The following is a 26,210-nucleotide window of genomic DNA, read 5'->3' on the forward strand; positions in this document are numbered from 1 at the left end:
ACCCTTGAGCTATTGCGGCGCGCGATAGACGTCGTGGCAGGCGCTGCAGGTGCCGCCGACCGGCCCAAGGGCTGCGCGCATTGCGTCCAGCCCATTGCCCGCCTCGGCCGACAGCCCCGTGGCGGCGGCGCCGAAGGCCTGCCATTTCGTGATCACATCGGGCAGGTTTTCCCAGATCGCGGGTTCGGCGCGCGTGCCGTCGATCGTCATGTTGTCGGTGCCTTCGGGCCAGTGAAACGACTGATCCAGCATCGAGATGGCCACCAGATTGGCCGCAGCCGTGCTGGCCTGCGCTGCGTCATAATCCGTCGTGCCGCGCGCCATGTTGCCCAGAACTCCGATATTGAGCGCCATGATCTGAAACTGGCCCTTGCGCGCCTGCACGGCGGCGGGCGTGTCTTGGGCAAGGGCGGGGCTGGGCCCGATGCAAAGGGCACCAAGGGCCGACAGGGCGATCAACGTGGTACGATATGACATGAAGATTGGCTCCCAAAGGGTCACGAAAGGTCGGTCGCTACGCAAAATAGGGTAGCCCGCAGGCGGCTTGCGTCAATTGGTCCGTTTCCATCCGCACGACGCCCCCCATTGCCATGGCGCGAATGCCCCTGTCAGGGCGCAGTGATGCGCGGGCCGCGTGGCACCCGCTCTGCGGTCAGCCAGTCAGGCCAGCCAGCCAGGTATTCCACCGCCGCAAAGGCGATCCCGATGCCGCAGATCAGCGCGATGGCGATCTGCTGGTTGCGCGAGGGGGGATGGCGCACCCACAGCAGCATCCGCATCAGGAAAGGTGGCATCAGCTTTGCTGTTGCAGCATCCGGACCTTGCCGATGAACGGCAGGTTGCGGTTGCGCTGCGCATAATCGATGCCATAGCCCACGACGAATTCGTCGGGAATTTCAAAGCCCGTCCAATCGGCACGAATGTCCACCTCGCGGCGGCTGGGCTTGTCCAGAAGCGCGATGGTCTTCATGCGGGCCGGGCCCTTTGATTTCAAAAGATTGACCACATGATGCAGCGTGTGGCCCGTGTCGACGATATCCTCGACCACCAGAACGTCGCGCCCCGCAATCTCGCCGCGCAGATCCTTGAGGATGCGCACCTCGCGGCTCGATTGCATGGCATTGCCATAGCTTGTCGCCTCAAGAAAATCGACCTCGACCGGCAGATCGATCTCGCGCACCAGATCGGCGATGAACACGAAGCTGCCGCGCAAAAGGCCCACAACCACCAGCTTGTCGGTGCCTGCGAAAACGACCTCGATCTCGCGGGCCAGCGCCTCGATGCGGGCGGCGATGGATTTGGCCGAGATCATCTGAATGACCTCATAGCTGGGGGTGCTGCCTTGTTGTGCGGATAGCTGTGCCATTATGCCCCCTCGGCGCGTTGACCTGAAACGCTTGATTTCTGCCGCATGTTTTAGGACATGGAGGCCAAAGGCGAAAGACGAAAGGCGCAGATGCCGACCCATTCCGAAACCCGCATGCTGCCCTATAGCCCAGACCAGATGTATGCACTGGTCGCCGATGTGGCGCAGTATCCGCAGTTCATTCCATGGATCAGCGCGGCGCGCGTGCGCTCGGTCACGCCCGAGGGCGATCATGCGGTGATGTTGGCCGATCTGGTGATCGGCTTCAAAATGTTCCGCGAACGTTTCCTGAGCCGCGTGACGCTGTGGGATGGCCCCCGCCGCATCGATACCGAATATGTCGATGGTCCCTTCAAGCACATGATGTCCAAGTGGCAATTCGCATCACCCGCCGATGGCGGGGCCGGCTGCGAGGTGCGATTTGAGGTGGATTTCGAATTTCGCAACAAGATCTTGCAAGGCGCCGCGGGCCTGTTTTTTCACGAAGCGATGCAGCGGATCGTGCGCGCCTTCGAGGCGCGGGCGGCGGCCCTTTATGCAACACCTGTGTCGGGCACCATGGGCTGAGCGCGCTCAATCTTCGGGCGGGATCAGACGCAACTCTCCCTCTTCCTCCAGCGCGCGAATGGCCGTGATGATCTCGGCCATGGCTGCCTCACCCTCATCGGGGCGGATCTTGCCGATGGTTTCGGCTTCGCCGCGCAGTTGTTCGGCCAGTCGCTTGGACATGTTCGCAAGGATGAATTCCACCGTCAGCGGTGCGGTTTCCATGCCCGCCGCGATGGCACGGGTGATGACGTCGGGTTCCACACGCCGCAAGATGCGCGGCACATCGGCCGGTTCGATCCGTTTGGGGATGTGGTGAAAGGTAAAGATCATGCGCCGCACTTCGACGGCGAAATCGGCGTCGCGGCTTTCCAGCCCACCCAGAACCACCTCGCGCAGAGTGCTGCCCACCGAATTGAGGATCGCGCCCACCCGGTCCACGGGGCTCGACCGAAAGGCGGATTCGGGGGCGGTCTGCATCTGTGACAAAAGCTGGTGGCCGATCCTGTCCACCATCGCCGGTGTCACCGTTGCCGTCAGCGAAACAGCATGCGCGATCACCTGCGCGCGGTCTTGCGGCAGATCGGCCAACAGGGTGGCGGCCTTGCCCACACCCATCTTGGACAACAAGATGGCCGCGACCTCGGCGCTTTCGGTCATCAGCAACGGGCGCAGGCGCGCAGGCTCCATGGCGCTGAGCCGCGTCCATGGGTCGGTGGGGTCACCCGCCTCGGCCTCGGCGCGCAATCCATCGCGGGCAATGGGCGAAATATGGGGCTCCAACAGGGCAAGGGCCGCAGCCAGCCCGTGGGGCGCGGTCAGCGCCAGACTGTCAAGACGGGTGGTGAATTCCTGCACCACTTGCGCCAGTGTCGACCGGCTGATCGGGCCAAGGGTCGCCATGGTGCGCGCAAGCTCGGCCTGAAGTTCGGGGCGCAGCCGATCCAGCCCCGGCGAGACATTCTGCGTCAGCAATAGCCGCACGATCACGGCCGCTTTTTGTTTGGCGCTCAGCCGCGCGGGCGGTTCGACCACCCGCATGGCGTCATCCGCGACAACGTCCCAATCCCGATGCAGGCTCATGCCTCACCCAATCCCTGATCCAAACTCACCCAAGGGGAGCTTGGCGCAACAGGTCTTAACGCCGGGCTTACGGCTTGGGGCTATTCCCGCGGCATTCCAGTCGAATTCGACGATAATCCGAAGGGGCGTCAGTAATCATATCGCGTGGCATCGCCATCGATCAGCGCCTGTGCCAGAACGCGTTCCGACCATGAACCGGCCCCGCCACGCGCCATGATTTCGGCCAACTGCGCCTTGGCCAGCTCGGTTTGCCCGGTCTGAAGATAGGCAAGACCCAGATAGGCGCGCGCCAGCAGATTGTCGGGCGCAACCGTCAGGGCGCGGTCATAATACCCAAGCCCCCGGGCCATATCGCCCGTTTTTCGGGTGACATAGCCAAAATACGTCAACACCATCGTGTCGCCTTGATCCGGGGCGCGGTGCAGCAGGTTCAGCGCATCCTCGAACCGGTTTGCATAGGCCAGTTCGCGCACGACCGTGATCAGCGCGTCGGGCGTCTGGGGCAGGCGGCTTTCCTTGATCTCGACACAGGCGGCGCGCTCGACATCCCAGACCGTGCCGTCGGGGCATTCCAATGTCGTGGCGGTCGGGGCGGGCGGGGCGTTGTCCTCCATGCCCACGGCGCCAAGCTGGCTGGCGCACAACAGGCTGAGGCAAGCGGCAAGAGCAGGGGCGCGCAACATATCACATCCTTGGGCCAAGGGTTTTGTGGGCATGGCGCGACGGTGCGGCGCGGCCGATCCCGGAAACGGAACCGCGCGCCAATCGATCTGGCGCGCGATCCCTGTTCAGGTCTGGCGGCTTGGTCTTCAGCTGCTTGCCGTTGTCACACAGCTTTGCGAGGCGGCATCCCAGCTTGTTCCCTGGGCACAGCTCATCGTCGCGTCATGAGCACTGCTTGAAGAACAATCGGCATAGGCGAAACCCGGCACAGCCATCAGGACGAAGGCGGCCAGGAGGGTCTTGATACGCATCTAGCGTTCTCCTGTGTCAGCTGCGGTCTGGTCGTCTTACTTGCAGGCGAAAGGGTAGCACGGGGGCCGCCAAAGGCAATGCGTGTCTGCAGAATTTCACGAGGCGCAAAAAAGCGTTCCACAACAGCGCTCTGTCGGCAATATGTCATTCACTGGCTGCCAAACACCCGCGCAAAGATCGTATCCACATGCTTGGTATGGTAGGCCAGATCGAATTTTTCCTCGATCTGTGCGGGGCTCAGCGCCGCCGTCACCTCCGGGTCGGCCAGCAGTTCCTCGCGAAAATCGCGGCCCTGTTCCCAGACCTTCATCGCGTTGCGCTGCACCAGCCGATACGCATCCTCGCGGCTGACGCCCGCCTGTGTCAGCGCCAGCAGCACGCGCTGCGAATGCACCAGCCCGCGAAACTTGTTCATGTTGGCGATCATGGTGTCGGGATAGATCACCAGCTTGTCGATCACGCCGGTCAGACGCGCCAGCGCGAAATCCAGCGTGATCGTGGCATCGGGCCCGATCATCCGCTCGACCGAGGAATGGCTGATGTCGCGCTCGTGCCAGAGCGCCACGTTTTCCATCGCGGGCACCACGGCCGCGCGCACCATGCGCGCAAGCCCTGTCAGGTTTTCGGTCAGGACCGGGTTGCGCTTGTGGGGCATGGCGCTGGAGCCCTTCTGGCCCTTGGCAAAAAATTCCTCGGCCTCCAGCACCTCGGTGCGCTGCATGTGGCGGATCTCGATCGCGATGTTCTCGATCGAGCTTGCGATCACGCCCAGCGTGGCGAAAAACATCGCATGCCGGTCGCGCGGGATCACTTGCGTTGAAATCGGCTCGGGCCGCAGACCCAGCTTGGCGCAGACATGATCTTCGACGGCCGGATCGATATTGGCGAATGTGCCGACCGCGCCGGAAATGGCACCCGTGGCAATCTCCCAGCGGGCCTTTTCCAGACGGTTGCGGTTGCGCTCCATCTCGGCATGAAACCGGGCAAATGTCAGGCCCATGGTCACGGGTTCCGCATGAATGCCATGGCTGCGCCCGATGCGCACCGTCATCTTGTGTTCCAGCGCGCGCCGCTTCAACGCGGCCAGCAGCCCATCCAGATCGGCCAGCAAGATGTCGCTCGCCCGCATCAGCTGGATGTTGAACGTCGTGTCCAGAACATCCGACGATGTCATCCCCTGATGCACAAAGCGTGCGTCATCGGCGCCGACGATTTCGGCCAGATGGGTCAGAAAGGCGATCACATCATGTTTGGTGACCGCTTCGATCTCGTCGATGCGGGCCACGTCGAATTCCACATCCTTTGCGCGCCAGACCGCTTCGGCATTGGCGCGCGGGATCACGCCCAGATCCGCCATCGCATCACAGGCATGGGCCTCGATCTCGAACCAGATGCGGAATTTCGTGGCGGGTTCCCAAAGGGCGACCATCTCGGGGCGGGAATAACGAGGGATCATCGGCGCGACCTTGCCTTTTGTGCATGTGTGCCGCTCTCTTAGGGGGCATGACGCGGCGCGACAAGGCAAGCCGGCGGACAAATGGCCCGACAGATGATCACATTGACCGATCTACATGGCGCATGGCGGCTGACGCGGCACATCATCGACCATCGCGCGGGGGTGACGGGTTCCCTGACGGGGCTGTGTCACTGGCGGCCCGACGGGCCGGGCCTGCGCCAGCACGAAGAGGGGGTGCTGATCTTGGGCAGCGCTCCGCCCCTGCAGGCCAGCCGCGCCTATCTGTGGCGACACGAGGGGGCATCCTTGGTCGTTTTCTTCGAAGACGGGCGGCCGTTTCATCGCCTTGGGCCGGGGCAGTTGGCCGACCGCCACCTGTGTGCGCCCGATGTTTACGATGTGGCCTATGATTTTGGCCGCTGGCCCGACTGGACCCAAAGCTGGCGCGTGTTGGGCCCGCGCAAGGATATGACCATCGAAAGCCGATTTGTACGCCTCGATTAGGGGCAGGGCGATCTTGCCCGCGACGCATCGGCCGGTTCAGTGCGGCGGCTGCCCAAAGCTTTCGGCCAGGATCATGGCAAGCCCATGGCGTACCGCCGCCGCGCGCACGCCCGCGCGCCCCATTGCGCCAAAATCGCGGGTTTCGGTCCGCACATGGCCGCCATGCGCCAACCCGAAACATACCCGCCCCTCGGGCTTGTGATCGGATCCGCCCGGCCCCGCGATGCCCGTCACCGACAGCGCGATCTGAGCTTCCGACCGGTCCAGCGCGCCTTGCGCCATTTCGGCGGCCACCGCTTCGGACACCGCGCCATGGGCCTCGAGCGTGGCGGGACGCACCCCCAGAAGCGCGATCTTGGCGGCATTGGAATAGGTCACGAACCCCCGGTCGAACACATGCGAGGCACCGGGCGGATCGGTGAGCGCGGCCGCGATCAGCCCGCCCGTGCAGCTTTCGGCCGTCGCCAGCCGCCAGCCGCGCTGGCGCATGGCCGCAAGCACCTCGGCGCCGGTCATCGGGTCACCATCGGCAGATGCGCGATCACCGCCAGCGCGGCCACCACCATCGCCGCCAGCCAGCCTGCGATCACATCATCGGCCATCACGCCAAATGCCCCCTCTTGCCGGTCGGCCCAGCCCACCGGGCCGGGCTTGAGGATATCGAACAGCCGGAACGCGACGAAGGCCGTCACGACGCCCGGCCAGAGCGACCAGAAACCGGTCCCCGCCATCGTCGCGCCCAATGACACGGGCCAAAGCGCGATCCATTGGCCGGCCAGCTCGTCGATCACGATTTCCGCCGGATCCTTGTCGGTGCTGGTCTGGATGGCTTTGCCCACCACCCACCAGCCCAGACCCGTCACCGCCAGCGTGGCCGCAAAAAACAGCGCAAATCCGCCCAGCCCATGCACCGCCCATGCCAGCACGACCGCCGCCGCGCTGCCCCATGTGCCGGGGCCGGGGCGCAGATGACCGATGGGCCCCAGCGTGGCGATGGCGCGCATCATGGGCGCACCAGCGTGACGGTTGCCATCGCGGCGATGCCTTCCTCGCGGCCGGTAAAGCCGAGCCGTTCGGTGGTGGTGGCCTTGACCGACACGCGGTCCACGCCGATGCGCAGCAATGCGGCCAGCCGCGCGCGCAGGGCGGTTGCATGCGGTCCGATCTTGGGCCGCTCACAGATCAGCGTCAGATCGGCATGCGTGATGATGAACCCCCGATCACGCGCCATATCCACCGCATGCGTCAGAAAGATATGACTTTCCGCCCCTTTCCATTGCGGGTCCGATGGGGGGAAATGCGTGCCGATATCGCCCTCGGCCAGCGCGCCATAGATCGCGTCGGTCACCGTGTGCAGGCCCACATCGGCATCCGAGTGGCCCAAAAGCCCGCGCGCATGCGGGATCGCCACGCCGCACAGCATCACGTGATCGCCCGGCCCGAAGGCATGCACATCAAAGCCATTGCCGGTGCGGATATCCATCTTGCCTGTCTCCGTTGTCAGGATATGGGCCGCGCGCGCGAAATCGCCGGGGCCTGTGATCTTCAGATTGGCCTCGTCGCCGGGCACGATGGCAACCGACAGCCCCGCCGCGCGCGCCACTTCGACATCATCGGCGGGCGCGCCGCTGTGCGCGCGGTGTGCGGCCAGAATGGCGGACAGGTGAAAGCCCTGTGGCGTCTGCGCGCGCCAAAGCCCATCGCGCGCCACGGTGCCCGCCACGGTGCCATCCCCGCGCCAAAGCGCATCGGTCACGGCTAGGGCCGGGGCCGCCCCTTGGTGGTGGGCCAGCGCGGCGATGACCGCATCGATCACCGGGGCGGCAATGCCCGGGCGGGCCACATCATGGATCAGCACCAGATCGGCGTGATGCTCGAGCGCGTCGAGCCCGGCCATGACCGATCCGCCCCGCGTGTCGGCGCCGATGACGATCTGAAGGTCACAGCGGCTTGCGTGGGGCCAATGCGCCGGGTCGCTGTCGGCGGCCACCACCAGAACGATGCGATCGATGGCGGGGTGGCGGTCAAACGCGTCCACCGTCCATTGCGCCACAGATTTTCCGGCGACCGGCCGCCATTGCTTGGCCAGGCCGCCGCCCGCGCGCACACCGCGGCCGGCCGCGACGATCAGCGCGGCGATGCAAGGTCGGGGCGGGGCGCAGGCATCTGTCATGGCATGGTGATAGGCGCTGGACGCGCGCCGCACAACGGGGCACAATCGCTGCACAGTTTTCTTGCGCTATGCCTAAATTTTGATCAATTTCACGGATTGGCTTGGGATTGCTGCGTCCCGCTGCATGAGTTTCTTTTGAACTCTGCGATGGCGCGGCCTAGCCCTCGGTCCTGGCTGCACAGGGATTGAGCAACTGACGATTCAATTGGCACATGTCTCGATTGCGCCGCCGGTGCTTTTGGCGCCGATGGCAGGCATCACTGACCGCCCGTTTCGGGATGTCGTGGCGCGCTTTGGTGCGGGCCTTGTGGTGTCGGAAATGGTGGCCAGCGCCGAAATGGTGGCGGCCAAGCCTTCGGTGCGCGCCCGCGCGGAATTGGGCTATGACGCAGGCCGCACCGCCGTCCAGATCGCCGGTCGTGAGGCCCATTGGATGGCCGAGGCCGCCCGCATCGCCGAAGCCCAAGGCGCGGCCATCATCGACATCAACATGGGTTGCCCCGCCAAAAAGGTGACCAATGGCTATTCCGGTTCGGCGCTGATGCGCGACCCGGATCATGCGCTGCGGCTGATCGAGGCGGTGGTGGGCGCGGTCAAGGTTCCGGTCACGCTCAAGACCCGGCTGGGGTGGGATGAGGCGTTGTTGAATGCGCCCCAGATCGCCGCCCGCGCCGAAGCGGCGGGCATCAAGATGATCACCATCCATGGCCGCACCCGGTGCCAGTTCTACGCGGGCGCCGCCGACTGGGCCGCGATCCGTGGCGTGGTGGATGCGGTGACGATCCCCGTCATCGCCAATGGCGATATCACCGATGCCGACAGCGCGGCCCTGGCGCTGGCGCAGTCGGGGGCGGCGGGGGTGATGGTGGGTCGCGGCGCGCAGGGGCGCCCTTGGGTCTTGGCGGAAATCGCCACGGCGCTGCATGGCGCGCCCGCACCAAAGGTGCCCACAGGGGCGGCGCTGGTCGATCTGGTCGCCGCCCATTACGAGGCGATGTTAAACTTTTATGGCCATGATCTGGGTCTGCGCGTCGCGCGCAAGCATCTGGGCTGGTATCTGGATGCAGCGCTGAGCCCGGCCCAATTGCGCCGTCCTGTCCTGACCGCGCGCAGCGCGGATGCGGTTCTGGCGCTCTTGCCCGAGGCGTTTGATCATCCTTGCGAAAGGGCCGCCGCATGACCCAGGTGACGCGCAGCCTTTGGGCATCGCTGCCCATTCCGGCGGTGATCTGCGATGCCGACAACCTGATCCTCGACGTGAACCCGGCAGCCGAATTGTTCCTGAACGCGTCGAAAAAAGCGCTTGAGGGGCATCCGGTCTGGGACAAGATCATTGTCGCGGCCCCGCTGGAGGCGGCGTTTTCCCGCGTGCGCGACGCCAGCGCGCCCTTGTTCCTGAATGCCGTCGACGTCGGTACGGGCAGCCGAAAGCCGGTGTCATGCGATGTGCAGATTGCACCTTTGGCCGACAAGCCCGACCATGTCCTGCTGCTGTTGGAAAACCGCGAATTGGCCGGGCGGCTTGACCGGGCCATGTCATCGAAATCGGCCGCGAAATCGGCCATCGGCATGGCCGAAATGCTGGCCCATGAGATCAAGAACCCGCTTGCGGGCATCACCGGGGCCGCACAGCTGATTGCGATGAATGCCTCGGGCGAGGACCGGGAACTGACCGATCTGATCGTCGAAGAAACCCGGCGCATCCTGAAATTGCTGGGCCAGGTCGAGGAATTCGGCAATGTGCGCCCGCCCGACCGGCGCGCGGTCAATATCCATGACGTGCTGGACCGCGCGCGCAGATCGGCCGCCATCGGCTTTGCGGCACATATGCAGATCACCGATGATTACGACCCTTCGCTGCCGTCCACATGGGCCGATCCCGATCAATTGCAGCAGGTGTTTCTGAACCTGTTGAAAAATGCCGCCGAAGCGGGGCGGGCGGGCGGCAGCATACGGCTGCGGACCTTTTACGAGTTGAGCCTGAAGGTGCGCCGCCGCGACGGGTCGGGGTCGGCCGTGCCGCTGCAGATCGAAGTGATCGATGATGGCCCGGGCATTCCGCCCGATCTGGCCGAGGATCTGTTCGAGCCCTTCGTGTCGGGCCGCGAAAACGGCACGGGTCTTGGTCTGGCCTTGGTCAGCAAGATCATCGCCGATCATGACGGGTGGATCGCGGTTGATTCCGTGCCGGGGCGCACGGTGTTCCGCCTGTCGCTGCCCATCGCCCCGAAAGATGCCCGATGACCCCCGACGCCCCCACAATGGGAGAGATCTGAGCCATGGACGGAACCGTTCTTGTCGCCGATGACGACCGCACCATCCGCACTGTCCTGACACAGGCGCTGACGCGGGCGGGCTGCAAGGTGCATGCCACCTCCAGCCTGATGACGCTGATGCGCTGGGTCGAAGAGGGCAAGGGCGATCTGGTCATTTCCGATGTGATCATGCCCGATGGCAACGGGCTGGAGACCTTGCCGCAGATCACCCAGATGCGCCCCGGTCTGCCGGTCATCATCATTTCGGCGCAGAACACGATCATGACCGCGATCCAGGCGACCGAAAAAGACGCCTATGATTACCTGCCCAAGCCCTTTGATCTGCCCGATCTGATGAAACGCGCCGCGCGTGCGCTTGATCTCAAGCGGCGTGCCAAGCCCGCCCGTGGCGCGGTCGAGGCCCCCGCCGCGCTGCCCTCCGCGCGCGAGGATCTGCCGCTGGTGGGTCGCACGGCTGCGATGCAGGCGCTTTATCGTCTGGTCGCGCGGGTGATGAACACCGATTTGCCGGTGCTGATCACCGGCGAAAGCGGCACGGGCAAATCGCTGATTGCGCGCGCGATCCATGATTTCTCGGATCGGCGCACGCTGCCGTTTGTCGTGGCATCGGGTGCGGATCTTGAAGGGATGGATGGCCCATCGACGATTCTGGCGCGCGCGCGCGGCGGTTCGATCCTGTTTGACGAGGTCAGCGATCTGAGCGAAGTGGCACAGGCCAAGATCGTGCGGATGCTGGATGCCTTTGGCGACGCCGCCCCGCGCGTGATGGCCACATCGCAGCGCGATCTGACGGAAAAGATGGAAACCGGCCGCTTCCGTCAGGATCTGTTCTACCGCTTGGGCGGTGTCACGCTGGCGGTGCCCAGCTTGCGCGAAAGGGTCGATGACATCCCGCTGTTGACGGCGCATTTTCTGGCGCGTGTCGAACGCGATGGTGTGGCGCTGCGCCGCCTGTCGGGCGATGCGATGGAACTGATCCGCGCCTATTCATGGCCGGGCAATGTGCGCCAGTTGGAAAACACCCTCAAGCGCCTGACGGTCACCAGCCTGTCCGAGGAAATCACCAAGGCCGAGGTCGAGACGGTGCTGGGCAATCAGCCCGCGATCGAACCCCTGATGGGGGTGGGCGAGGGCGACAAGCTGTCGGCCTCGGTTGCCAAGCATCTCAAGCGCTATTTTGATCTGCATGGCGGTGCCTTGCCGCCGCCGGGTCTGCACACCCGGATCTTGCGCGAGGTCGAGACGCCGCTGATCGAGATTGCGCTGGATGCCACGGGTGGCAATCAAGCAAAATGTGCCGATCTTTTGGGGATCAACCGCAATACCTTGCGAAAAAAGATCACCGATCTGGATATCCGCGTGACACGGCGGCGCAAGTTGATGTAAAACCGCAACAGTCTCGTGGCCGATGGGCGACAGCCCCCGATCAGCCGCGTCATTGATTGGGGGGCAGCCCGTGGATGGTACCGCGGACAGACAGGCCGCCGGTCTGATCGACCGGCTCTGGCGGTTCAAGAATGATCCTAATGTGCGCAGCGCAGCCACACTGGGGCTTGTGCTTTTGGGGCCCGTGCTGGCGTTTTTGACGTTTCTGGTGCTCGGGCCGCTGTCCGAGCTTGCCGATGCGCCGCGGCTGCGGCTGATCTTGCTGGCCGATCTGGTCTATATCATTCTGGTCGCCGCTCTGGTCTTGCGCGAAGTGGCGCGCATCGTGGCCTCGCGCCGGGCGCGGTCGGCAGGCGCGCGTCTGCATCTGCGCTTGACGGGTGTGTTCACGATCGTGGCCCTTGTGCCGACAATCCTTGTGGCGGTCTTTGCCACCATCACCGTCAACATGGGGCTCGAAGGCTGGTTTTCCGACCGCGTGTCGCGGGCGCTGGGAAATTCGCTCGATGCCGCCATCGCCTATAGTCAGGAACACCGCGATGACCTGACCGATGATAGCGCCGCGCTTGCCAATTTCCTCAATCTCAGCCGCCGCTCGGGCACGTTGCAATCGGATGGTGACCTGCGCCAGGTGTTGAGCCAAGGCCAGGGGCGCATCCAGCGCGGTCTGGAAGAAGCCTTTGTGATCGATGGTGCGGGTGAAATCCGCGCGCGGGGCGAGGCGAGCTATCTGTTCGATTTCGATCGCCCGGCTCAGGCGGATCTGGCCCGCGCCGCCGATGGTGAACTGGTCTTGATCGAAGACCGTATCCAGAATGAATTCCGCGCGCTTGTGCGGCTGTCGGCCTTTCCCGACCGGTATCTTTACGTCAGCCGTGCGGTGGATGGCGGCATTCTGGCGCTTCTGGACGAAACCGAACAGACCGTGCGGCTTTACCGTCAGCTCGAGGCCGATCGCGGCCGTGTCTTGTTCGAGTTTGGCCTTTTGTATCTGGGCTTTGCGATCATCATGGTGCTGGCCGCAATCTGGCTGGGGCTGTGGTTTGCCGAACGTCTGTCGCGCCCGGTCGGGCAATTGGCCGGCGCGGCGCAACGCGTGGGTCAGGGCGATCTTGAGGTGCGCGTCGCCGATGAAGGCGGTGATGACGAGATCGCGATGCTGGGTCGGCTGTTCAACCAGATGACCCGGCAGCTCAAGGGGCAGCGCGACGCGCTGGTGGAACAAAACGATGCGACCGAAGCACGCCGCCGTCTGTTCGATTCGGTCCTGAGTTCCGTCACGGCGGGTGTGGTTGGTCTGACTGAAGGGGGGCGGATCGATTTCATGAACCGCTCGGCGTTGCGCGTGCTGCAGCTGGGGGAACACGCTGATGGCGGCATCACGCTTGCGGCGGCGGTGCCGGAATTCGGGCCGCTGTTCGAGCGGTTGCAGAAATCCCCCGCCGAAACCGTGCAAGAGGAAATCAAGCTGATCCGCGCCGGCAAGCAAGAAAGCCTGTTGGTGCGCATGGCCACGCGCCGCAATGCCGAGGGCACGCTCGAAGGCTATGTGCTGGCCTTTGACGATGTGACCCAGCTGGTTTCGGCCCAGCGCATGGCCGCCTGGGGCGATGTCGCGCGCCGCATCGCCCATGAGATCAAGAACCCGCTGACGCCGATCCAGCTGTCGGCCGAGCGCATCAAGCGCCGCTATGCCCGCGATCTGCACGGCGAAGACAAGCAGCGTCTGGAGGAATTGACCGAGATCATCGTGCGCCAGACCAATGATCTGCGCCGCATCGTGGATGAGTTTTCCAAATTCGCCCGCATGCCCGAGCCGGAAACCAGACCCGAGGATCTGGCGCGCCTGTTGCGCGAGGCGGTCACCCTGCAACGTGCGGGCCAGCCCGGCGTCCGCTTTGCCTTTGACATCCCCGACCACCCCGTTCTGGCCGATCTTGACGCGACCATGATCGGTCAAGCCTTTACGAACCTGTTGAAAAACGGCGGGGAAGCCATTGAAACCTTGCAAGAAAAAGGCGCCCCGATTGGCCATGTGCCACAGCTGCGCGGGGCGTTGAGTGTGGTGGGTGACACTGCGGTCATCACCATCTGCGACAATGGCATTGGCTTGCCGCTAGACCGGGCCAAGCTGTTCGAGCCCTATGTCACCACGCGCGACAAGGGTACGGGGCTTGGCCTGCCCATCGTCAAGAAAATCATCGAGGAACATGGCGGCACGCTGGAATTGCGCGATGCCGACCCCTTTGAGCCGGGCGCCCATCGCGGTGCCATGGCCCGCATCACCTTGCCCCTTCTGCCCAACGGAGAGACAGCATGAACGATATTCTGGTCGTGGATGATGAGCGCGATATCCGCGAACTGATCTGCGATATCTTGCGCGACGAGGGGTATGCGACCCGCATGGCCGGCACATCGGATGCCTGCATGGCCGAGTTGAACCGCGCCGCCCCCGGGCTGATGATCCTCGATATCTGGCTCAAGGACAGCAAGATGGACGGGATCGACATCCTGGGCCATGTCAAGCGCGACAATCCCGATGTGCCGGTGGTGATCATTTCGGGTCATGGCAACATCGAGATCGCGGTGGCCGCCATTCGGCAGGGCGCGTATGATTTCATCGAAAAACCCTTCAACATCGACCAGCTTCTGGTGGTGATCCGCCGCGCGATGGAAGCGTCACGGCTGCGCCGTGAAAACGCAAGCCTGCGCCGTCAGGATCTGCGCGAGGTGCAGATGATCGGATCGGGGGCGGCGTTTCGCGCGCTGAAATCGAACCTCGACAAGGTCACCAAATCCAATGGCCGGGTGATGCTGACCGGCGCGCCCGGTTCAGGCAAGGAAGTCGCGGCGCGCTATGTGCATGCCCAATCCAGCCGTGCCGATGGCCCGTTTGTCGTCGTCTCATCGGCCTCGATCCAGCCCGACGAGATGGAGGTAAAGCTGTTTGGCCGCGAAAGTGCCGAGCGCGGTGTGGAACAGGGTTTGCTGGAACAGGCCCATGGTGGCGTCGTCTATTTCGACGAGGTGGCGGACATGCCGCTGGGCACCCAATCCAAGATCTTGCGCGTTCTGGTGGACCAAAGCTTCACCCGCGTGGGGGGCACGACCAAGGTGCGGGTGGATTTGCGGGTGATTTCATCGACCTCGCGCGATCTGGCAGAGGAAATCGCGCAGGGCCGGTTCCGCGAAGAGCTGTTTCACCGCCTGAATGTCGTGCCGATCGATGTGCCGAGCCTCGAGGATCGGCGCGACGACATCCCGGAACTGGCGCGCCATTTCATCGCCGAATTCAACCGCGAGCAGGGCCTGCCCAACCGCGCCTTGGGCCAGGATGCGGCGACGCTGTTGCAGACCATGCGCTGGCCCGGCAATGTGCGACAGCTGCGCAACATGATCGAGCGTGTGCTTATCCTGGGCGAAGGCAATGGGCCGGTCCAGCCATCCGATCTTCCGGGGCAGGTCGAGGCGACACAGGGCGCCGATGATGATGCGATGAGCCTGTCGTCGCGTTTGACCACGCTGCCCCTGCGAGAGGCGCGCGAGCTGTTCGAGCGGCAATATCTGATGGCCCAGATCAACCGGTTTGGTGGCAATATCAGCCGCACGGCCAGTTTCGTGGCGATGGAACGTTCGGCCCTGCACCGCAAGCTGAAATCGCTTGGCATTGTGACGACATCGAAATCCGGCGCCCGCATCGCCCAGATGGAAGACGAAGACACAGAGCCCGACATCGAGGATTGAGCCCGCTCAGCCCGTCACATCCAGCCGCTCAAGCCCATGAAAATGGTAGATGTTGGCGTATCGTGCGGGCGCGGCCAGACGCAGGCCGGGCCGGGCCTGGAACAAGATCGGCAACGCGATCTGCAATTCCAGCCGGGCCAAGGGGGCCCCGACGCAGAAATGCAGACCCGCCCCAAAGGATTGGTTCACCGGCCCATCGCTGCGCGCGGGCTCAAAACGCTCGGCCTGCGCATAGGCATCGCCACAGCGGTTGGCCGATGCCAGCAACAGGCCCACCTGATCGCCGCGTGCAAAGCGGTGGCCAAACAGCGTCACATCCTCATAGGCCCAGCGGGTGAACAGATGCAGCGGCGGGTCGTGGCGCAAGATCTCTTCCACCAGCGGCGCGGGGTCGGGCCCCGGGCGCGCCCCTGTTTCCAGACACAGCTTTACCCCATTGCCCAGGGAATGCACCGTCGCCTCATGGCCCGCATTGAGCAGCAAGATGCAGGTGCTGATCAACTCGTCGGTGGACAGCCGCGCACCGTCTTCTTCGGCCGCGATCAGCGCGGTGATCAGATCGTCGCGCGGATCGTTTCGGCGGCGGTTCACATAATCGCGCAGGAAGGCCACGAATTCGGTCGTCGCCGCGACCGCCGCATCCTCATCGGCGCGGGTGCGGCGGGCCTGATACATCTGCACCATCGCATTGGACCAACGCAAAAGATCCGGCGCAATCGCCTCGGGCACGCCCAGAAGGCGCGCGATGATGATCACGGGGATCGGGCGGCAATAGGCGTCGAGCAGGTCGAAGTGATCCGCTTCGGGCAAGCGCGCGGCCAGATCGCCCGCCAGCGCCGCAATCTCGGGGGCCAGCGCCGCAATCCTGCGCGACGTGAACGCGCGCAGCACAAGACCGCGCAACCGCGTGTGACGCGGCGGTTCAAGTTCCAGCATGGAATGGGCTTCGACGGCGAAAAAGGGCTTGAGGTGATCGGGGATGGCGGGGGCCACAAGGGCTTCGCGCCCAAAACGCCGATCGCGCAGGATCGTGTTGACCGCCGCATGGGTCGTGGCCATCGGCATGGCGTAATCCGCCCACCACACCAGCGGCCCGGCGGCGCGTGCCATGCCATAGAAAGGGTAGGGGTCTTGCACAAAGCCCGGATCGGTGGGGGATTGGGTCAGGATCTGCATGATCGCAAATCTGGCAGGGCAACGGCCGATTGACCAGTGGGCTCGATGCCTGTCTGGTGAAAGACGACGCTCATCGCCGGGTGTGCAGGCCCTTTTGCGATGGGCTTTGCCCGGCGGCGGTGGGGATCAATCCGCGCCGCGCACCGGGATGGTGGCCGCGCCACCGGGTTTCAGCATCCGCTGGATCACGGCAACGGCAGCCGCCGTGCCCAGCCCCAGAAGATCGGTCACAAGGCCGCCCTCGATCATCATGAGCGCGGCAATCAACAGCACGATCCGCAGATACCAGACCGACGCTGCGCCCATGACCCACCCCTGCACCGCAGCCGCGAGCAAATACACCCCAAAGCCCGCCGTGACCACCGCGCGGATGATCTCGGTCACGCTGCCATCCATCAAGAGGGCGGCATTGTAGAAGAACATGAAGGGCACGATGAAGGCCGCGATGCCGATCTTGAATGAGGCAACCGATGTCTCCATCGCATTGGCCCCCGAAATTCCGGCCGCCGCATAGCTGGCCAGCGCCACGGGCGGGGTGATGGCCGACACCACGGCGAAGTAAAAGACAAAGAAATGCGCCGTCAACAGCGGGATGCCAAGCTGCACAAGGCCCGGCGCCACCACGGCGGCCGCGACCGCATAGGCCGCGGTCGTGGGCATGCCCATCCCCAACAAGATCGCAATGCACATGGCGAAAAACAGCGCCAAAAGCTGGCTGACGCCCGCAATGTCGAGCAACAGGTTGGAAAAGCGCGCCCCCACCCCGGTCAGCGAAATGACCGCAACGATGATGCCCGCACACGCACAGACCGCGATGATCTGGATCGACATGATCCCCGCAATCTCGAAGGCCTTGACGATCGCGCGCGGGCCCATGGCATGGGGGGTAAGCCAGCTGATCATGGCGGCGGCGACGGTCGCAAGCGTGCCTGCCCGGATCACCGAGTAGCCCATGAAAAGCGCCGCGATCAAGATCAGGATCGGCACGAACAGATAGACCTGTCGGATCAGGCGCTTGAACTTTGGCAATTCATCTTCGCGCATGCCACGCATGCCAAGCTTTGCCGCCTCAAGATCGACCATGAAATAGACCGAGGCGAAATAGAGCAACGCCGGAATGATCGCGGCGATGGCGATATCTTGATAGGGGATGCCCGTCACCTCGGCCATGATGAAGGCACCCGCACCCATGATCGGCGGCATGATCTGACCACCGGTCGAGGCAGCCGCCTCGACCGCGCCGGCGGTCTTTTTTTCGTAGCCAACCTTTTTCATCAGCGGAATGGTGAGCGATCCGGTCGCCACGACATTGCCCGCCGAGGTGCCGTTGATCATCCCCATCAGCCCGCTTGCAAAGATCGCCACCTTGGCCGGACCGCCGCGCGCGCGCCCTGCGGCGGCGAAGGCGAAATTGACGAAATAATCCCCGACCTTCGAGGCCTGCAAAAAGGCCGCAAAGATGATGAACAAGATGATGTAGGTCGATGAGACCGACGTGGTGGTGCCCAAGATGCCGACATCGGAATAGACCGTGCCGAAAAAGCGCTGCCATGTGTAGGGTGTCTCGACCCGCAAGATCGAGGGCAACAGATGCGCGCTGAAGGTATAGGCAAGAAAGATGCCCGCGATCACCACCAGCGCCATGCCCGCGACCCGGCGCGTCAGCTCAAGGATCAGCGCGGTGCCCGCCGTTGCGGCAAAGGCCACGCCAATGGGCACCTGTGGCGTTCCGACCGCATTGCGCGCGGCCGTGCCGTAAATCGGGATCAGGTAGAGCGCCACGATGACCGCGCAAAAGCCCAGCACCATGTCCGAGGCGGCAAAGGCCGCGCGGTCGCGCCGTTCGAACCAACCTGTCACGATGGCGCCAAAGGTCGCCACCAAAAGCGGCACCCCAAACCACCAGATCTCGCGCGCATAGACCCAATCATAGGCCGAAAAGGTGTCGGGGATGTCGGGCATCGATACCCAAAGCACCCGGCCGCCCATCTCCATGATCTGGTCAGTGCCCAGATACTGGATGAAGCCAAGCGTCGTGATGGCCGCCACCAGCGCTGGCAGGGCCAGCGCGGCGGCGATCCGGGTGATGATCCGCGTGTCGCGCACAGGCTGTGGGCCACTGGGAAAACCATGGGCCGCAAACAGGGCAAACCCCAACACCAGGGCGCCAGCGATGTGGATCATGCGGAAATTCCACGGCTCCATCGGCAGGGTCGGCAACATCGGCAGCCGGTCGGCCCAGCGTGATTTGATATCGCGCGCCGTGTGCCGCAAGGCGGCCGCTTCGGCCTGAGCGGTTTCGATGCTGGCGGTCAGTGCTGCGATCTCGTCGGCGTTGTCGGCGGTTTGGGCCACCTCTTGGGCCAAGGCCAGAAGACGGCGCATGCTGTTTCCGCCAAAGGCCTCGCCCGCGGGGCCCAGCGTCCTGCGCAGATCCTCGAAGCTGGCTTGGGTCTTGCGTTCGGCAAGGCTGGCTTGCACCGACCATGGCGACGCGATCAACCCGCTGACCGACAGCCCGTTCAGTGCCGCCATGTGAAAGGCCGCATAGAAAAAGGCCATGACCGCGATGACGACATAGGCGCGACCCGCAAACAGGCGACGGTTGCCTTCGATCGGCTCTTCGTCAACGCCTTCTGCAAGGACCTGTCCGGTCTGGCTGGTCTGGTCGGTCATGGTCTGGTGTTCCCCCGGACGGACGGCGCGGCCTGCCGGCCCCTTGTGGTGCCGCGCCCATCGCAAGGGGCGCGGCCCGTGTCGCGCGGCGGGGCGGATGCGCTGTGCGCATGCCCCGCCGGTGGTCTTACATCGCGCCGTGAATACGGTCGGCCGCAATCGTTGCACCGGCGTTTTCGGTGAACCAGCGTGCCGCACCGGGGTGCCACATCATCGCGGTGTTCTTGTCCCAATGTTCGGGCAGGGTTTCGCGCGCCGAGGCGTGGATGCCGACCATGCGGTCATTGTCCGACATGATGACATCGGTCACCGCATAGACAAAGCTTTCGGGCAGGTCGCAATTGGCGATCGCAAAGTTCCACATCGCCACCGAGCGCGCGGGTGCCTCGAGCGTGGTGTAGGTGGTGTCGGCGATCTCGAAGCCCGAGACGGGGAATTGTTCGATGATCTTGGCCTGTTCATCGGCGGTGAACTCGATGATGTTGATGTCGGTCTGCACCTCAAGCTGCGACACGGCCGGAATCGGAACGCCCGCGGCAAAGGCGATCACATCCAGAAGACCGTCCTGAAGCTGGCCGCCCAGATCATCCCAGCCACCGTTGCGGCGCTCGAACGCCACGCCAAGCGCTTCCAGCATCAGCGGAAAATAGGTGTCCGAGGTCGACCCGGCTGGTCCAAAGCCCACGCGTGCGCCCGCCGGAATGTCGGCGATCGTCTCGATCCCCGAGGCCGACAGCGTCGTCACCGAAAAGGGTGTCTGATACATGGGGAACATCGCACAGGCATTGGTCATCTGCAGCCCGGGTGCGATCGGGTTGGTGCCAGCCAGCGATTCAGCGGCCGGGCCCATGGTGGTCAGACCAAACTGAACTTCGCCGGTGTGCACCAGCGCCATGTTCTGCATCGGCCCGCCGGTCACTTCGCCACCGCCCGAAAGGCCCAGCTCATCGGCAACCAGATTGGCCCAGCCAGAGCCATAGACGAAAAAGGTGCCGCCCTGCGAGGCGGTGCCGACGGTGAAGCTTTCGGGCCAGCCGGTGCGGTCGGCATGGCCATCGGCAAAGGCCGCCGTTGCGGTCAGCGCGGTGGTGGCCGCAAGTGCTGCGATACGGGTGAATACCATCTCAATCTCCCCTTGTGGATGGATCAAGCGCCCGCCGTGAGCCGGGCCGCTGGGCGCGAGTGTCTGGGGCGGGCAAGGCGGTCATGCAAGCCGTGCATGGCCGCTTTGCGTGCATTGATGAGCATATCCTGATGGAATGGGTGGATATCCACCCATCAGGGTCAAATTCATATTACGATCTTGACACATTGCAGGGGCGCAAGCGGCGCGACCTAAGGTTTGCGAAAGCTTTCGCGGTCCAATCCGTGGCGCTGCATCTTTTCATAGAGCGTCTTTCGGCTGATCTGCAGCGCGGCCAAGGTCGCCTTGATGCTGCCGCCATGGGCGGCCAGCGCGGTTGCGATCAACAGCCGCTCATGGGCGGCCATCTGTTGGGCAAGGCTGGCCTCGGGCGCGGGGGGGGCTTGTGCCAGAGCGGGGTCCAGACCCAGCGCCATCCGGTCGGCGGCATTGCGCAATTCGCGCAGATTTCCCGGCCAATCGCGCGTCGCTAGCGCCGCCAGAACCGCCCCCGGCACGATGGGAACCGGCCGCCCGGCCCGGGTGGCGGCTGTCTCCAGAAAGGCCAGGAACAGCTCGGGAATATCCTCGCGCCGGGCTGACAGGGGCGGCAGGCGCAGCGTGACCACATTCAGCCGATACAGCAGATCGGGCCGAAAAGTGCCCTCGCGCACGGCCTGTTCCAGATCCCGCTTGGCCGAAGCCACGATCCGCAGATCGAGCGCGATCGCGTCATTCGATCCAAGGCGCGTCACCGTGCGCTGTTCGATCACATGCAACAGCTTGCCTTGCAGCGCCATGGGCAGGCTGTCGATGTCATCCAGAAACAGCGTGCCCCCGCGGGCATGTTCGAATTTGCCATAGCGCGCGCGGCTGGCGCCGGGAAAGGCGCCCGCTTCATGGCCGAACAATTCGCTTTCGATCAGATCGGCGGGCAAGGCTGCACAATTGACCACGCCAAAGGGGCGCAGGGCGCGCGCGCTGGCGGCATGCAGGGCACGCGCGGCGACATCCTTGCCGGTGCCGGTTTCGCCTTCGATCAGCACATCGGCCCCGGTTGCGGCCACGGCGCTCAGGCTGGCACGCAGCCGCGTCATTGCGGGCGATCTGCCGCGCAACTGCACCTCCAGCGCGTCGCCTGCGGTCTTGGGGTCGGACCCGGCGCGCAGCAGGCGGTTTTCCACTGTCAGCCGGCGCTTTTCCAGCGCCCGCCCCGCCGCCTGCACCAGCCGCGCGGGCGCATAGGGTTTTTCGACGAAATCATACGCCCCGTCGCGCATCGATTGCACCGCCAGATCCACATCACCATGCCCGGTGATCAAGATCACCGGCAGTTCGGGGTCGATGCTGAGCGCCTTGGCCATCAGCGCCAGCCCGTCCATGTCCGGCATGCGGATGTCGGTGATCAAGATGCCGGGAAAATCCCGGTCAAGCCGCGCCAGCGCCTGCGCCGCGCTGGCGCAGGCGATGACGTCAAGATCGGCCAGCATCAGGGCCTGCACGGCGGCCAGGCGCGGATGCTCTTCATCATCGACAAACAAGATGGGCGGGGGGGCGGTCATGGTGCAGCAATCTCGGCGGGTGGCGTGGTCAGCTCAAGATCCACCGTGAACACCGCGCCGCCATCGGGGTGATTGGCCACCATCAGCCGCCCGTTGAAATCGCGCACGATATTGTAGGAAATCGACAGACCAAGCCCCAGCCCCTTGCCGGGGGCCTTGGTGGTGAAGAAGGGATCAAAGGCCTGTGACAAGGCGTCTTGCGACAGGCCGGGCCCTGTGTCGCGCAGCGCGAGCTGGCACCGCCCTGTCTGTGGCATCACGGTCAGGGTCAGGGTGATGGTCGGCCGCGCCGTGCCGTCCATGGCGTCCAGCGCATTGCCGATCAGATTGACGATCACCTGTTGCAGCCGCACCCGCCCGCCGGTGACCCAGATTTCATTGCCCGGTGGCGGGGGGATCACGCGCGCCGCCGATTTGTCCAGCCGTGGCGCCATCAGGTCAAGGGCATCCGCGATCACGGCGTGGATCGGCACCGGGCCGGTCTTGTCTTGCGGGCGGCGGGCGAAATTGCGCAGATGCCGCGAGATCGACGCCATCTTGTCGGCCATCGCGGATATCAGGCGGATATTCTCGCGCGCTTCATCCATGCGGCCGCGCTCCAGAAAGGTGGCGGTGTTTTCGGCATAGGCCTTCATCGCGGCCAAGGGTTGGTTGAATTCATGGCTGAGCGCCGCCGACATCTGCCCCAGGGCTGCCAGCTTTCCGGCCTGTATCAATTCGGTTTGCGTGCGGCGCAGCTGTGCCTCGGTGCGCACGCGTTCGTCGATTTCGTGGCGCAACAGCCGGTTGGCGGCATCAAGCTCGGCGGTGCGGCCGCGCACCCGCGCCTCGAGCCGTGTCTGTTCATCGGCCCGTGTGGCCAATTGCTGTTCAAGCTGGGCGCGCCGTTGCCCGATCACGGCGCTTACCATCAGCCCGAACAGGGCGATCAGCGCCGCGATGGCCAGCGAAGTCAGCGCCTGTGCCCGCGCGGGGGCTATGGGCGACAGGATCGACACCCGCCATCCTGCCGCCGCGATCAGCCCCGTCTGCATCACATAGACCGCGCGCCCCCCGGGGTCGTCGATGGTCAGGATCTGATAGTTCGCGCCGCCCAAGGGCCTGCTGTGCGCCGCCAGAGGGCGCAGCGCCGTGATCGGGTATTGCCGTGTCTGGGCGATGGTTTCCAGCGCGGCTTCGACCATGGGCCCGAGCGTGCGGAAATGCCAATCCGCCCTGTCCGACAGGAAAATGACATTCGACATGTCCTGCACGATGATTGTCGCGCCACTTTCGGCCCATGTCGCCTCGAAGGCGTCCAGGGTGATCTTGACCGCGACCACACCGATGATCCCGCGCTCGTCACTGACCGGGGCGGCAAAGAAATATCCCCGCTCGCCCGAGGTGGTGCCCAGGGCGTGGAACCGCCCGATGCCGCCATCGAGCGCGTCGGTGAAATAGGGGCGATACGCAAAGTTTCGCCCCACAAAGGATCGTTCCGTTCGATAGGATGAGGCCGCGATGGTCAGCCCCGTGCGGTCCATCAGATAGATGTCCGACACATCAAGCGACAGTGCGGTCTGGCGCAGCTGTTCATTGACAAAGGGCAAGAGCCCCGCATTGGTCGGATCGCGCAACACCCGGGCCAGGATCGGACGCTCGGCCAGAAGCGGGGGCAGAACCGCCGCGCGGTTCAGCGCGCCGCGCAGGTTCTGGGTTGCCAGTTCCAGGGTGGCACGATCGCGATCGCCGATCTGCACCTCATAGGCGCGTTCAAGCCGCGGATAGGCCAGCATCGCACCCAGACACAGCCCGATCAGCACCATCCGCACCACAGCGCCCGTGGACCAGCGCCCCGTCAGGGCGCGTGGCTGGCGGCGGTCGGTCATGGCTTCATCGGCGGCATCGATCATGACGCCCAGTATATGCGCGGGCGCGATCCCCCTGACCAGAGCTTGTGGTCAAAGCTTTCCGTGGGGCGATGCCGGGCCGGCGGTGCGAACCAGACCCGGTGAATTCGGCTTTCGCGAATGGCCATGACAGGTTACTCTGACACCAGATCAGGCGACGGCGTTTGTGGGTTGCCAGTCATGTGTTGGAGGAACCGATGTTTGCCATACGCTCCGTCTTGCGCACCATCAGCCTGACGCTGGTGGTTTTTGCCGCCCCGCTTGCCCCTGCCATCGCCCAGAACAGCCTGTGCAACGGGCTTGGGGATGGTGCGCCATGGATGGGCCAGACCGAGGACCGCTCGGACATCGCCACGCAAGGCGCGCCCTTGGTGTGGGCGGGAGATGTGGCGTCGGGTGGCCGGGGGATAGCGCTGTTCACGCTCAGCGCGCCGATGGCCGTGCGTGTCGAGGCGATGGCCGACACGCCGATGGGCGACGTGATGGTCGAACTGTTCGACGCGACGGGCCGCTTGGTGGTGGTCGATGATGATTCCGGCGGAAATCTGTCGGCACGCGCAGAGCCGGATCTGGAGGCGGGCGATTATTGTGTGGCGATAACGGGCTTTGGGGGTGCCGCGGTCGCGGGCCGGATTCAGGTGAGCCGGCTTGAGATGCTGGCCCTGACGCCGGGTTTGGCGGGCGGTTTTGCGGGCATGGACGAGATGATCCCTTTTGTAGGCATGGAGCCGTGCCTTCCAGAGACGCCCGCCACGCGTTTGGGCGACGGCTCGGTCGACGCGCAGCTGATGGACGGGCTTGTGGCAACGGGCAGCGCGGCACAGACGCCCTATTTTCGGTTCGCACTGGCCAGCCCACAGCCGCTCTCCATCCGCGCATCCAACGAAGACGCCGACCCCTATCTTTATCTCTTCGATGCGACCGGGCAACTTCTGGGCGAGAATGATGATGCCGATGGCCTCAATTCCCGGCTCGATTTCTCTCAGGCTTTGCCGGAGGGGGAATATTGCATCGGCCTGCGCGCGCTTGGCGACCCGATGCTGCCCATCGAGGTGCAGATCATCGCCCATGATGGACGGGCCGCCACCTTTGATGGGTACGCGCAGGGGATGATCGCGCCCCCGCTGGACGGGTCCTGGCCGGTTCAGGATCTTGGCGTGTTGCCGGCAGAGGTCACGCGCGACTGGCCGGTATCAGGTGGTCTGGCCCAATGGTTCGTCATGGAGGTTCCGGCCGATGGTCTGTTGATGATCACCGCCGATGCCATCGACGACTCTGACCCGGTGATCAGCCTGTTCGACAGTGCGGGCACGATGCTGGGCCAGAACGACGATGCCAATGACTCGGTCAATTCCCAGCTTGTTCAGGCGGTCGCGCCGGGGCGCTACGTGTTGGCCGTGCGTCAATTCGTGAACACCCACAATGGCATGATCCGCGTCGGCGTGGCGCGCTATGTGCGCGCCGCCCCCTAGGCGTCAGGCTGATTGCAAGGCGGTGATGATCTGCGAAAAGCTGGCCGCCTTCAATGCGGCCCCCCCCACCAGCGCGCCGTCGACATCGGCGATGGCAAAGATCGTGGCGGCGTTGTCGGGTTTGACCGAACCGCCATACAGGATCGGCACCTGACCACCGGCCAAGCCCAATCGTGACAACAGCAAGGCGCGGATCGCGCCATGCACCTGAGCGATCTGGTCGCCGTCGGGCACGCGCCCCGTGCCGATTGCCCAGACGGGTTCATAGGCCATGATCAGCGCTGATGGGTCGATGTCATCGGGCAGGCAGCCCATGACTTGGCGGGTCACCACGTCAAGCGTCATGCCCGCATCCCGCTGCGCGGCGGTTTCGCCGACGCACAAGATCACGCTCAATCCTGCGCCCCGTGCGGATTGTGTCTGTGCCAGGATCACGGCATCCGTTTCGCCATGATCGATCCGCCGTTCGGAATGGCCAAGGATGACATGGCTTGCCCCGGCATCCGCCAGCATCGCAGCCGAGATGTCGCCGGTATGCGCGCCCGATCTGGCGGCATGACAGCTTTGGCCACCAAGGGCGATGGGCGCATTTCCGACCCGCTCGGCCATGCGATGGATCAACGTGGCCGGCGGGCAGATCACGATGCCGACCCCGGGGTCGGGATGGGCCGCGATCAGCGCGTCGATTTCGGCCAAAGCCGCGCCATCGCCATGCATCTTCCAGTTTCCGGCGGCAATCTTGCGGGGCATGGTGGGCCTGTTCCTGTCGGTCGGTCGGATCCAAAGGGAAAGGGGTGACAGGC

General features: G+C 64.5%; 24 protein-coding genes. 9 read left to right on the forward strand and 15 right to left on the reverse strand.

The window, feature by feature from the left end; genetic code table 11:
• Nucleotides 1-9: 9 nt before the first annotated feature.
• The 3 genes from Q0094_RS12985 to hpt all read right to left on the reverse strand — a co-directional run bounded on the left by Q0094_RS12985 (nucleotide 10) and on the right by hpt (nucleotide 1,366).
• On the reverse strand, nucleotides 10-477 hold the full coding sequence (locus Q0094_RS12985; protein ID WP_297620325.1) for a cytochrome c: 468 nt from the start codon (nucleotides 475-477) through the stop codon (nucleotides 10-12).
• 131 nt (nucleotides 478-608) lie between these two features.
• Entirely contained in the window at nucleotides 609-779 is a 171-nt protein-coding gene (locus tag Q0094_RS12990) for a hypothetical protein (RefSeq protein ID WP_297620327.1), read from the reverse strand.
• 14 nt (nucleotides 780-793) lie between these two features.
• Nucleotides 794-1,366 (reverse strand): hypoxanthine phosphoribosyltransferase, encoded by a 573-nt coding sequence (gene hpt, locus Q0094_RS12995; protein ID WP_297620330.1) that lies wholly within the window; start codon nucleotides 1,364-1,366, stop codon nucleotides 794-796.
• Nucleotides 1,367-1,456: 90 nt separating this feature from the next.
• Between hpt and Q0094_RS13000 the strand changes: the two genes are divergently transcribed.
• Nucleotides 1,457-1,933, forward strand: a complete 477-nt coding sequence (locus Q0094_RS13000; RefSeq protein ID WP_297620333.1) for a type II toxin-antitoxin system RatA family toxin — start codon at nucleotides 1,457-1,459, stop codon at nucleotides 1,931-1,933.
• Between the two features lie 6 nt (nucleotides 1,934-1,939).
• Here the strand turns inward: Q0094_RS13000 and Q0094_RS13005 are convergent, their stop codons facing one another.
• Both Q0094_RS13005 and Q0094_RS13010 read right to left on the reverse strand, forming a co-directional pair.
• Complete coding sequence (locus Q0094_RS13005) at nucleotides 1,940-2,995, reverse strand: FliG C-terminal domain-containing protein (RefSeq protein WP_297620336.1); 1,056 nt, start codon at nucleotides 2,993-2,995, stop codon at nucleotides 1,940-1,942.
• A 128-nt stretch (nucleotides 2,996-3,123) separates the two neighbouring features.
• The gene (locus Q0094_RS13010; protein ID WP_297620339.1) at nucleotides 3,124-3,678 is read right to left on the reverse strand and encodes a tetratricopeptide repeat protein; all 555 of its coding nucleotides are present in this window, start codon (nucleotides 3,676-3,678) and stop codon (nucleotides 3,124-3,126) included.
• A 31-nt stretch (nucleotides 3,679-3,709) separates the two neighbouring features.
• Here Q0094_RS13010 and Q0094_RS13015 point away from each other — a divergent pair, with 31 nt between their 5' ends.
• Nucleotides 3,710-3,886, forward strand: coding sequence for a hypothetical protein (locus Q0094_RS13015; protein WP_297620342.1), 177 nt, complete (start codon nucleotides 3,710-3,712; stop codon nucleotides 3,884-3,886).
• A gap of 232 nt (nucleotides 3,887-4,118) precedes the next feature.
• On the opposite strand, the gene purB is transcribed toward Q0094_RS13015, so the two are convergent.
• Nucleotides 4,119-5,426, reverse strand: a complete 1,308-nt coding sequence (gene purB, locus Q0094_RS13020) for an adenylosuccinate lyase (RefSeq protein ID WP_297620345.1) — start codon at nucleotides 5,424-5,426, stop codon at nucleotides 4,119-4,121.
• A gap of 93 nt (nucleotides 5,427-5,519) precedes the next feature.
• Here purB and Q0094_RS13025 point away from each other — a divergent pair, with 93 nt between their 5' ends.
• Complete coding sequence (locus Q0094_RS13025) at nucleotides 5,520-5,930, forward strand: DUF6314 family protein (protein ID WP_297620348.1); 411 nt, start codon at nucleotides 5,520-5,522, stop codon at nucleotides 5,928-5,930.
• Between the two features lie 36 nt (nucleotides 5,931-5,966).
• Here the strand turns inward: Q0094_RS13025 and Q0094_RS13030 are convergent, their stop codons facing one another.
• From Q0094_RS13030 to Q0094_RS13040, 3 genes are read right to left on the reverse strand one after another with little or no spacing between them, the layout of a single operon-like run.
• On the reverse strand, nucleotides 5,967-6,446 hold the full coding sequence (locus Q0094_RS13030; RefSeq protein ID WP_297620351.1) for a CinA family protein: 480 nt from the start codon (nucleotides 6,444-6,446) through the stop codon (nucleotides 5,967-5,969).
• A complete protein-coding gene (locus tag Q0094_RS13035) occupies nucleotides 6,443-6,937 on the reverse strand; it encodes a phosphatidylglycerophosphatase A (RefSeq protein ID WP_297620354.1) in 495 nt (164 codons plus the stop codon). Before Q0094_RS13035 ends, Q0094_RS13030 begins: the two co-directional genes overlap by 4 nt.
• Nucleotides 6,934-8,103, reverse strand: coding sequence for a bifunctional 2-C-methyl-D-erythritol 4-phosphate cytidylyltransferase/2-C-methyl-D-erythritol 2,4-cyclodiphosphate synthase (locus Q0094_RS13040; protein WP_297620357.1), 1,170 nt, complete (start codon nucleotides 8,101-8,103; stop codon nucleotides 6,934-6,936). The genes Q0094_RS13035 and Q0094_RS13040 overlap by 4 nt, the downstream gene beginning before the upstream one ends.
• A 193-nt stretch (nucleotides 8,104-8,296) precedes the next feature.
• Between Q0094_RS13040 and dusB the strand changes: the two genes are divergently transcribed.
• From dusB to Q0094_RS13065, 5 genes are all read left to right on the forward strand, one after another.
• Nucleotides 8,297-9,283 carry a tRNA dihydrouridine synthase DusB gene (dusB, locus tag Q0094_RS13045; protein WP_297620594.1) on the forward strand — a complete coding sequence of 329 codons (987 nt, stop codon included), beginning with the start codon at nucleotides 8,297-8,299 and terminating at the stop codon, nucleotides 9,281-9,283.
• Nucleotides 9,280-10,347, forward strand: coding sequence for an ATP-binding protein (locus Q0094_RS13050; protein ID WP_297620361.1), 1,068 nt, complete (start codon nucleotides 9,280-9,282; stop codon nucleotides 10,345-10,347). Before dusB ends, Q0094_RS13050 begins: the two co-directional genes overlap by 4 nt.
• A gap of 35 nt (nucleotides 10,348-10,382) precedes the next feature.
• Nucleotides 10,383-11,765, forward strand: a complete 1,383-nt coding sequence (locus tag Q0094_RS13055; RefSeq protein ID WP_297620364.1) for a sigma-54 dependent transcriptional regulator — start codon at nucleotides 10,383-10,385, stop codon at nucleotides 11,763-11,765.
• A 142-nt stretch (nucleotides 11,766-11,907) separates the two neighbouring features.
• Entirely contained in the window at nucleotides 11,908-14,085 is a 2,178-nt protein-coding gene (locus tag Q0094_RS13060; protein WP_297620597.1) for a PAS domain-containing sensor histidine kinase, read from the forward strand.
• Nucleotides 14,082-15,509: a sigma-54 dependent transcriptional regulator gene (locus Q0094_RS13065; RefSeq protein ID WP_297620367.1), complete on the forward strand. Its 1,428-nt coding sequence runs from the start codon at nucleotides 14,082-14,084 to the stop codon at nucleotides 15,507-15,509. The genes Q0094_RS13060 and Q0094_RS13065 overlap by 4 nt, the downstream gene beginning before the upstream one ends.
• A 6-nt stretch (nucleotides 15,510-15,515) precedes the next feature.
• Here the strand turns inward: Q0094_RS13065 and Q0094_RS13070 are convergent, their stop codons facing one another.
• The 5 genes from Q0094_RS13070 to Q0094_RS13090 all read right to left on the reverse strand — a co-directional run bounded on the left by Q0094_RS13070 (nucleotide 15,516) and on the right by Q0094_RS13090 (nucleotide 23,938).
• A complete protein-coding gene (locus tag Q0094_RS13070; protein ID WP_297620370.1) occupies nucleotides 15,516-16,685 on the reverse strand; it encodes a cytochrome P450 in 1,170 nt (389 codons plus the stop codon).
• Between the two features lie 126 nt (nucleotides 16,686-16,811).
• Nucleotides 16,812-19,361, reverse strand: a complete 2,550-nt coding sequence (locus Q0094_RS13075) for a TRAP transporter fused permease subunit (RefSeq protein WP_297620373.1) — start codon at nucleotides 19,359-19,361, stop codon at nucleotides 16,812-16,814.
• Nucleotides 19,362-19,488: 127 nt separating this feature from the next.
• Entirely contained in the window at nucleotides 19,489-20,484 is a 996-nt protein-coding gene (locus Q0094_RS13080; protein ID WP_297620376.1) for a TAXI family TRAP transporter solute-binding subunit, read from the reverse strand.
• A 212-nt stretch (nucleotides 20,485-20,696) separates the two neighbouring features.
• A complete protein-coding gene (locus tag Q0094_RS13085; RefSeq protein ID WP_297620379.1) occupies nucleotides 20,697-22,046 on the reverse strand; it encodes a sigma-54 dependent transcriptional regulator in 1,350 nt (449 codons plus the stop codon).
• Nucleotides 22,043-23,938 carry an ATP-binding protein gene (locus Q0094_RS13090; protein ID WP_297620382.1) on the reverse strand — a complete coding sequence of 632 codons (1,896 nt, stop codon included), beginning with the start codon at nucleotides 23,936-23,938 and terminating at the stop codon, nucleotides 22,043-22,045. The genes Q0094_RS13085 and Q0094_RS13090 overlap by 4 nt, the downstream gene beginning before the upstream one ends.
• Nucleotides 23,939-24,132: 194 nt before the next feature.
• Between Q0094_RS13090 and Q0094_RS13095 the strand changes: the two genes are divergently transcribed.
• Entirely contained in the window at nucleotides 24,133-25,407 is a 1,275-nt protein-coding gene (locus Q0094_RS13095) for a DVUA0089 family protein (RefSeq protein WP_297620385.1), read from the forward strand.
• 3 nt (nucleotides 25,408-25,410) lie between these two features.
• On the opposite strand, the gene tpiA is transcribed toward Q0094_RS13095, so the two are convergent.
• Nucleotides 25,411-26,157, reverse strand: a complete 747-nt coding sequence (tpiA, locus tag Q0094_RS13100) for a triose-phosphate isomerase (RefSeq protein WP_297620388.1) — start codon at nucleotides 26,155-26,157, stop codon at nucleotides 25,411-25,413.
• Nucleotides 26,158-26,210: the final 53 nt, after the last annotated feature.

Source organism: uncultured Roseicyclus sp. (genome assembly GCF_937892565.1).
GTDB lineage: Bacteria > Pseudomonadota > Alphaproteobacteria > Rhodobacterales > Rhodobacteraceae > Roseicyclus.

Excerpts from the sequence above, each read along its gene's own strand:
- Q0094_RS12985 (WP_297620325.1), bottom strand. The coding sequence starts at position 477 with ATGTCATATCGTACCACGTTGATCGCCCTGTCGGCCCTTGGTGCCCTT.
- Q0094_RS12990 (WP_297620327.1), bottom strand. The coding sequence starts at position 779 with ATGCGGATGCTGCTGTGGGTGCGCCATCCCCCCTCGCGCAACCAGCAG.
- hpt (WP_297620330.1), bottom strand. The coding sequence starts at position 1,366 with ATGGCACAGCTATCCGCACAACAAGGCAGCACCCCCAGCTATGAGGTC.
- Q0094_RS13000 (WP_297620333.1), top strand. The coding sequence starts at position 1,457 with ATGCCGACCCATTCCGAAACCCGCATGCTGCCCTATAGCCCAGACCAG.
- Q0094_RS13005 (WP_297620336.1), bottom strand. The coding sequence starts at position 2,995 with ATGAGCCTGCATCGGGATTGGGACGTTGTCGCGGATGACGCCATGCGG.
- Q0094_RS13010 (WP_297620339.1), bottom strand. The coding sequence starts at position 3,678 with ATGTTGCGCGCCCCTGCTCTTGCCGCTTGCCTCAGCCTGTTGTGCGCC.
- Q0094_RS13015 (WP_297620342.1), top strand. The coding sequence starts at position 3,710 with ATGGCGCGACGGTGCGGCGCGGCCGATCCCGGAAACGGAACCGCGCGC.
- purB (WP_297620345.1), bottom strand. The coding sequence starts at position 5,426 with ATGATCCCTCGTTATTCCCGCCCCGAGATGGTCGCCCTTTGGGAACCC.
- Q0094_RS13025 (WP_297620348.1), top strand. The coding sequence starts at position 5,520 with ATGATCACATTGACCGATCTACATGGCGCATGGCGGCTGACGCGGCAC.
- Q0094_RS13030 (WP_297620351.1), bottom strand. The coding sequence starts at position 6,446 with ATGACCGGCGCCGAGGTGCTTGCGGCCATGCGCCAGCGCGGCTGGCGG.
- Q0094_RS13035 (WP_297620354.1), bottom strand. The coding sequence starts at position 6,937 with ATGATGCGCGCCATCGCCACGCTGGGGCCCATCGGTCATCTGCGCCCC.
- Q0094_RS13040 (WP_297620357.1), bottom strand. The coding sequence starts at position 8,103 with ATGACAGATGCCTGCGCCCCGCCCCGACCTTGCATCGCCGCGCTGATC.
- Q0094_RS13050 (WP_297620361.1), top strand. The coding sequence starts at position 9,280 with ATGACCCAGGTGACGCGCAGCCTTTGGGCATCGCTGCCCATTCCGGCG.
- Q0094_RS13055 (WP_297620364.1), top strand. The coding sequence starts at position 10,383 with ATGGACGGAACCGTTCTTGTCGCCGATGACGACCGCACCATCCGCACT.
- Q0094_RS13065 (WP_297620367.1), top strand. The coding sequence starts at position 14,082 with ATGAACGATATTCTGGTCGTGGATGATGAGCGCGATATCCGCGAACTG.
- Q0094_RS13070 (WP_297620370.1), bottom strand. The coding sequence starts at position 16,685 with ATGCAGATCCTGACCCAATCCCCCACCGATCCGGGCTTTGTGCAAGAC.
- Q0094_RS13075 (WP_297620373.1), bottom strand. The coding sequence starts at position 19,361 with ATGACCGACCAGACCAGCCAGACCGGACAGGTCCTTGCAGAAGGCGTT.
- Q0094_RS13080 (WP_297620376.1), bottom strand. The coding sequence starts at position 20,484 with ATGGTATTCACCCGTATCGCAGCACTTGCGGCCACCACCGCGCTGACC.
- Q0094_RS13085 (WP_297620379.1), bottom strand. The coding sequence starts at position 22,046 with ATGACCGCCCCCCCGCCCATCTTGTTTGTCGATGATGAAGAGCATCCG.
- Q0094_RS13090 (WP_297620382.1), bottom strand. The coding sequence starts at position 23,938 with ATGATCGATGCCGCCGATGAAGCCATGACCGACCGCCGCCAGCCACGC.
- Q0094_RS13095 (WP_297620385.1), top strand. The coding sequence starts at position 24,133 with ATGTTTGCCATACGCTCCGTCTTGCGCACCATCAGCCTGACGCTGGTG.
- tpiA (WP_297620388.1), bottom strand. The coding sequence starts at position 26,157 with ATGCCCCGCAAGATTGCCGCCGGAAACTGGAAGATGCATGGCGATGGC.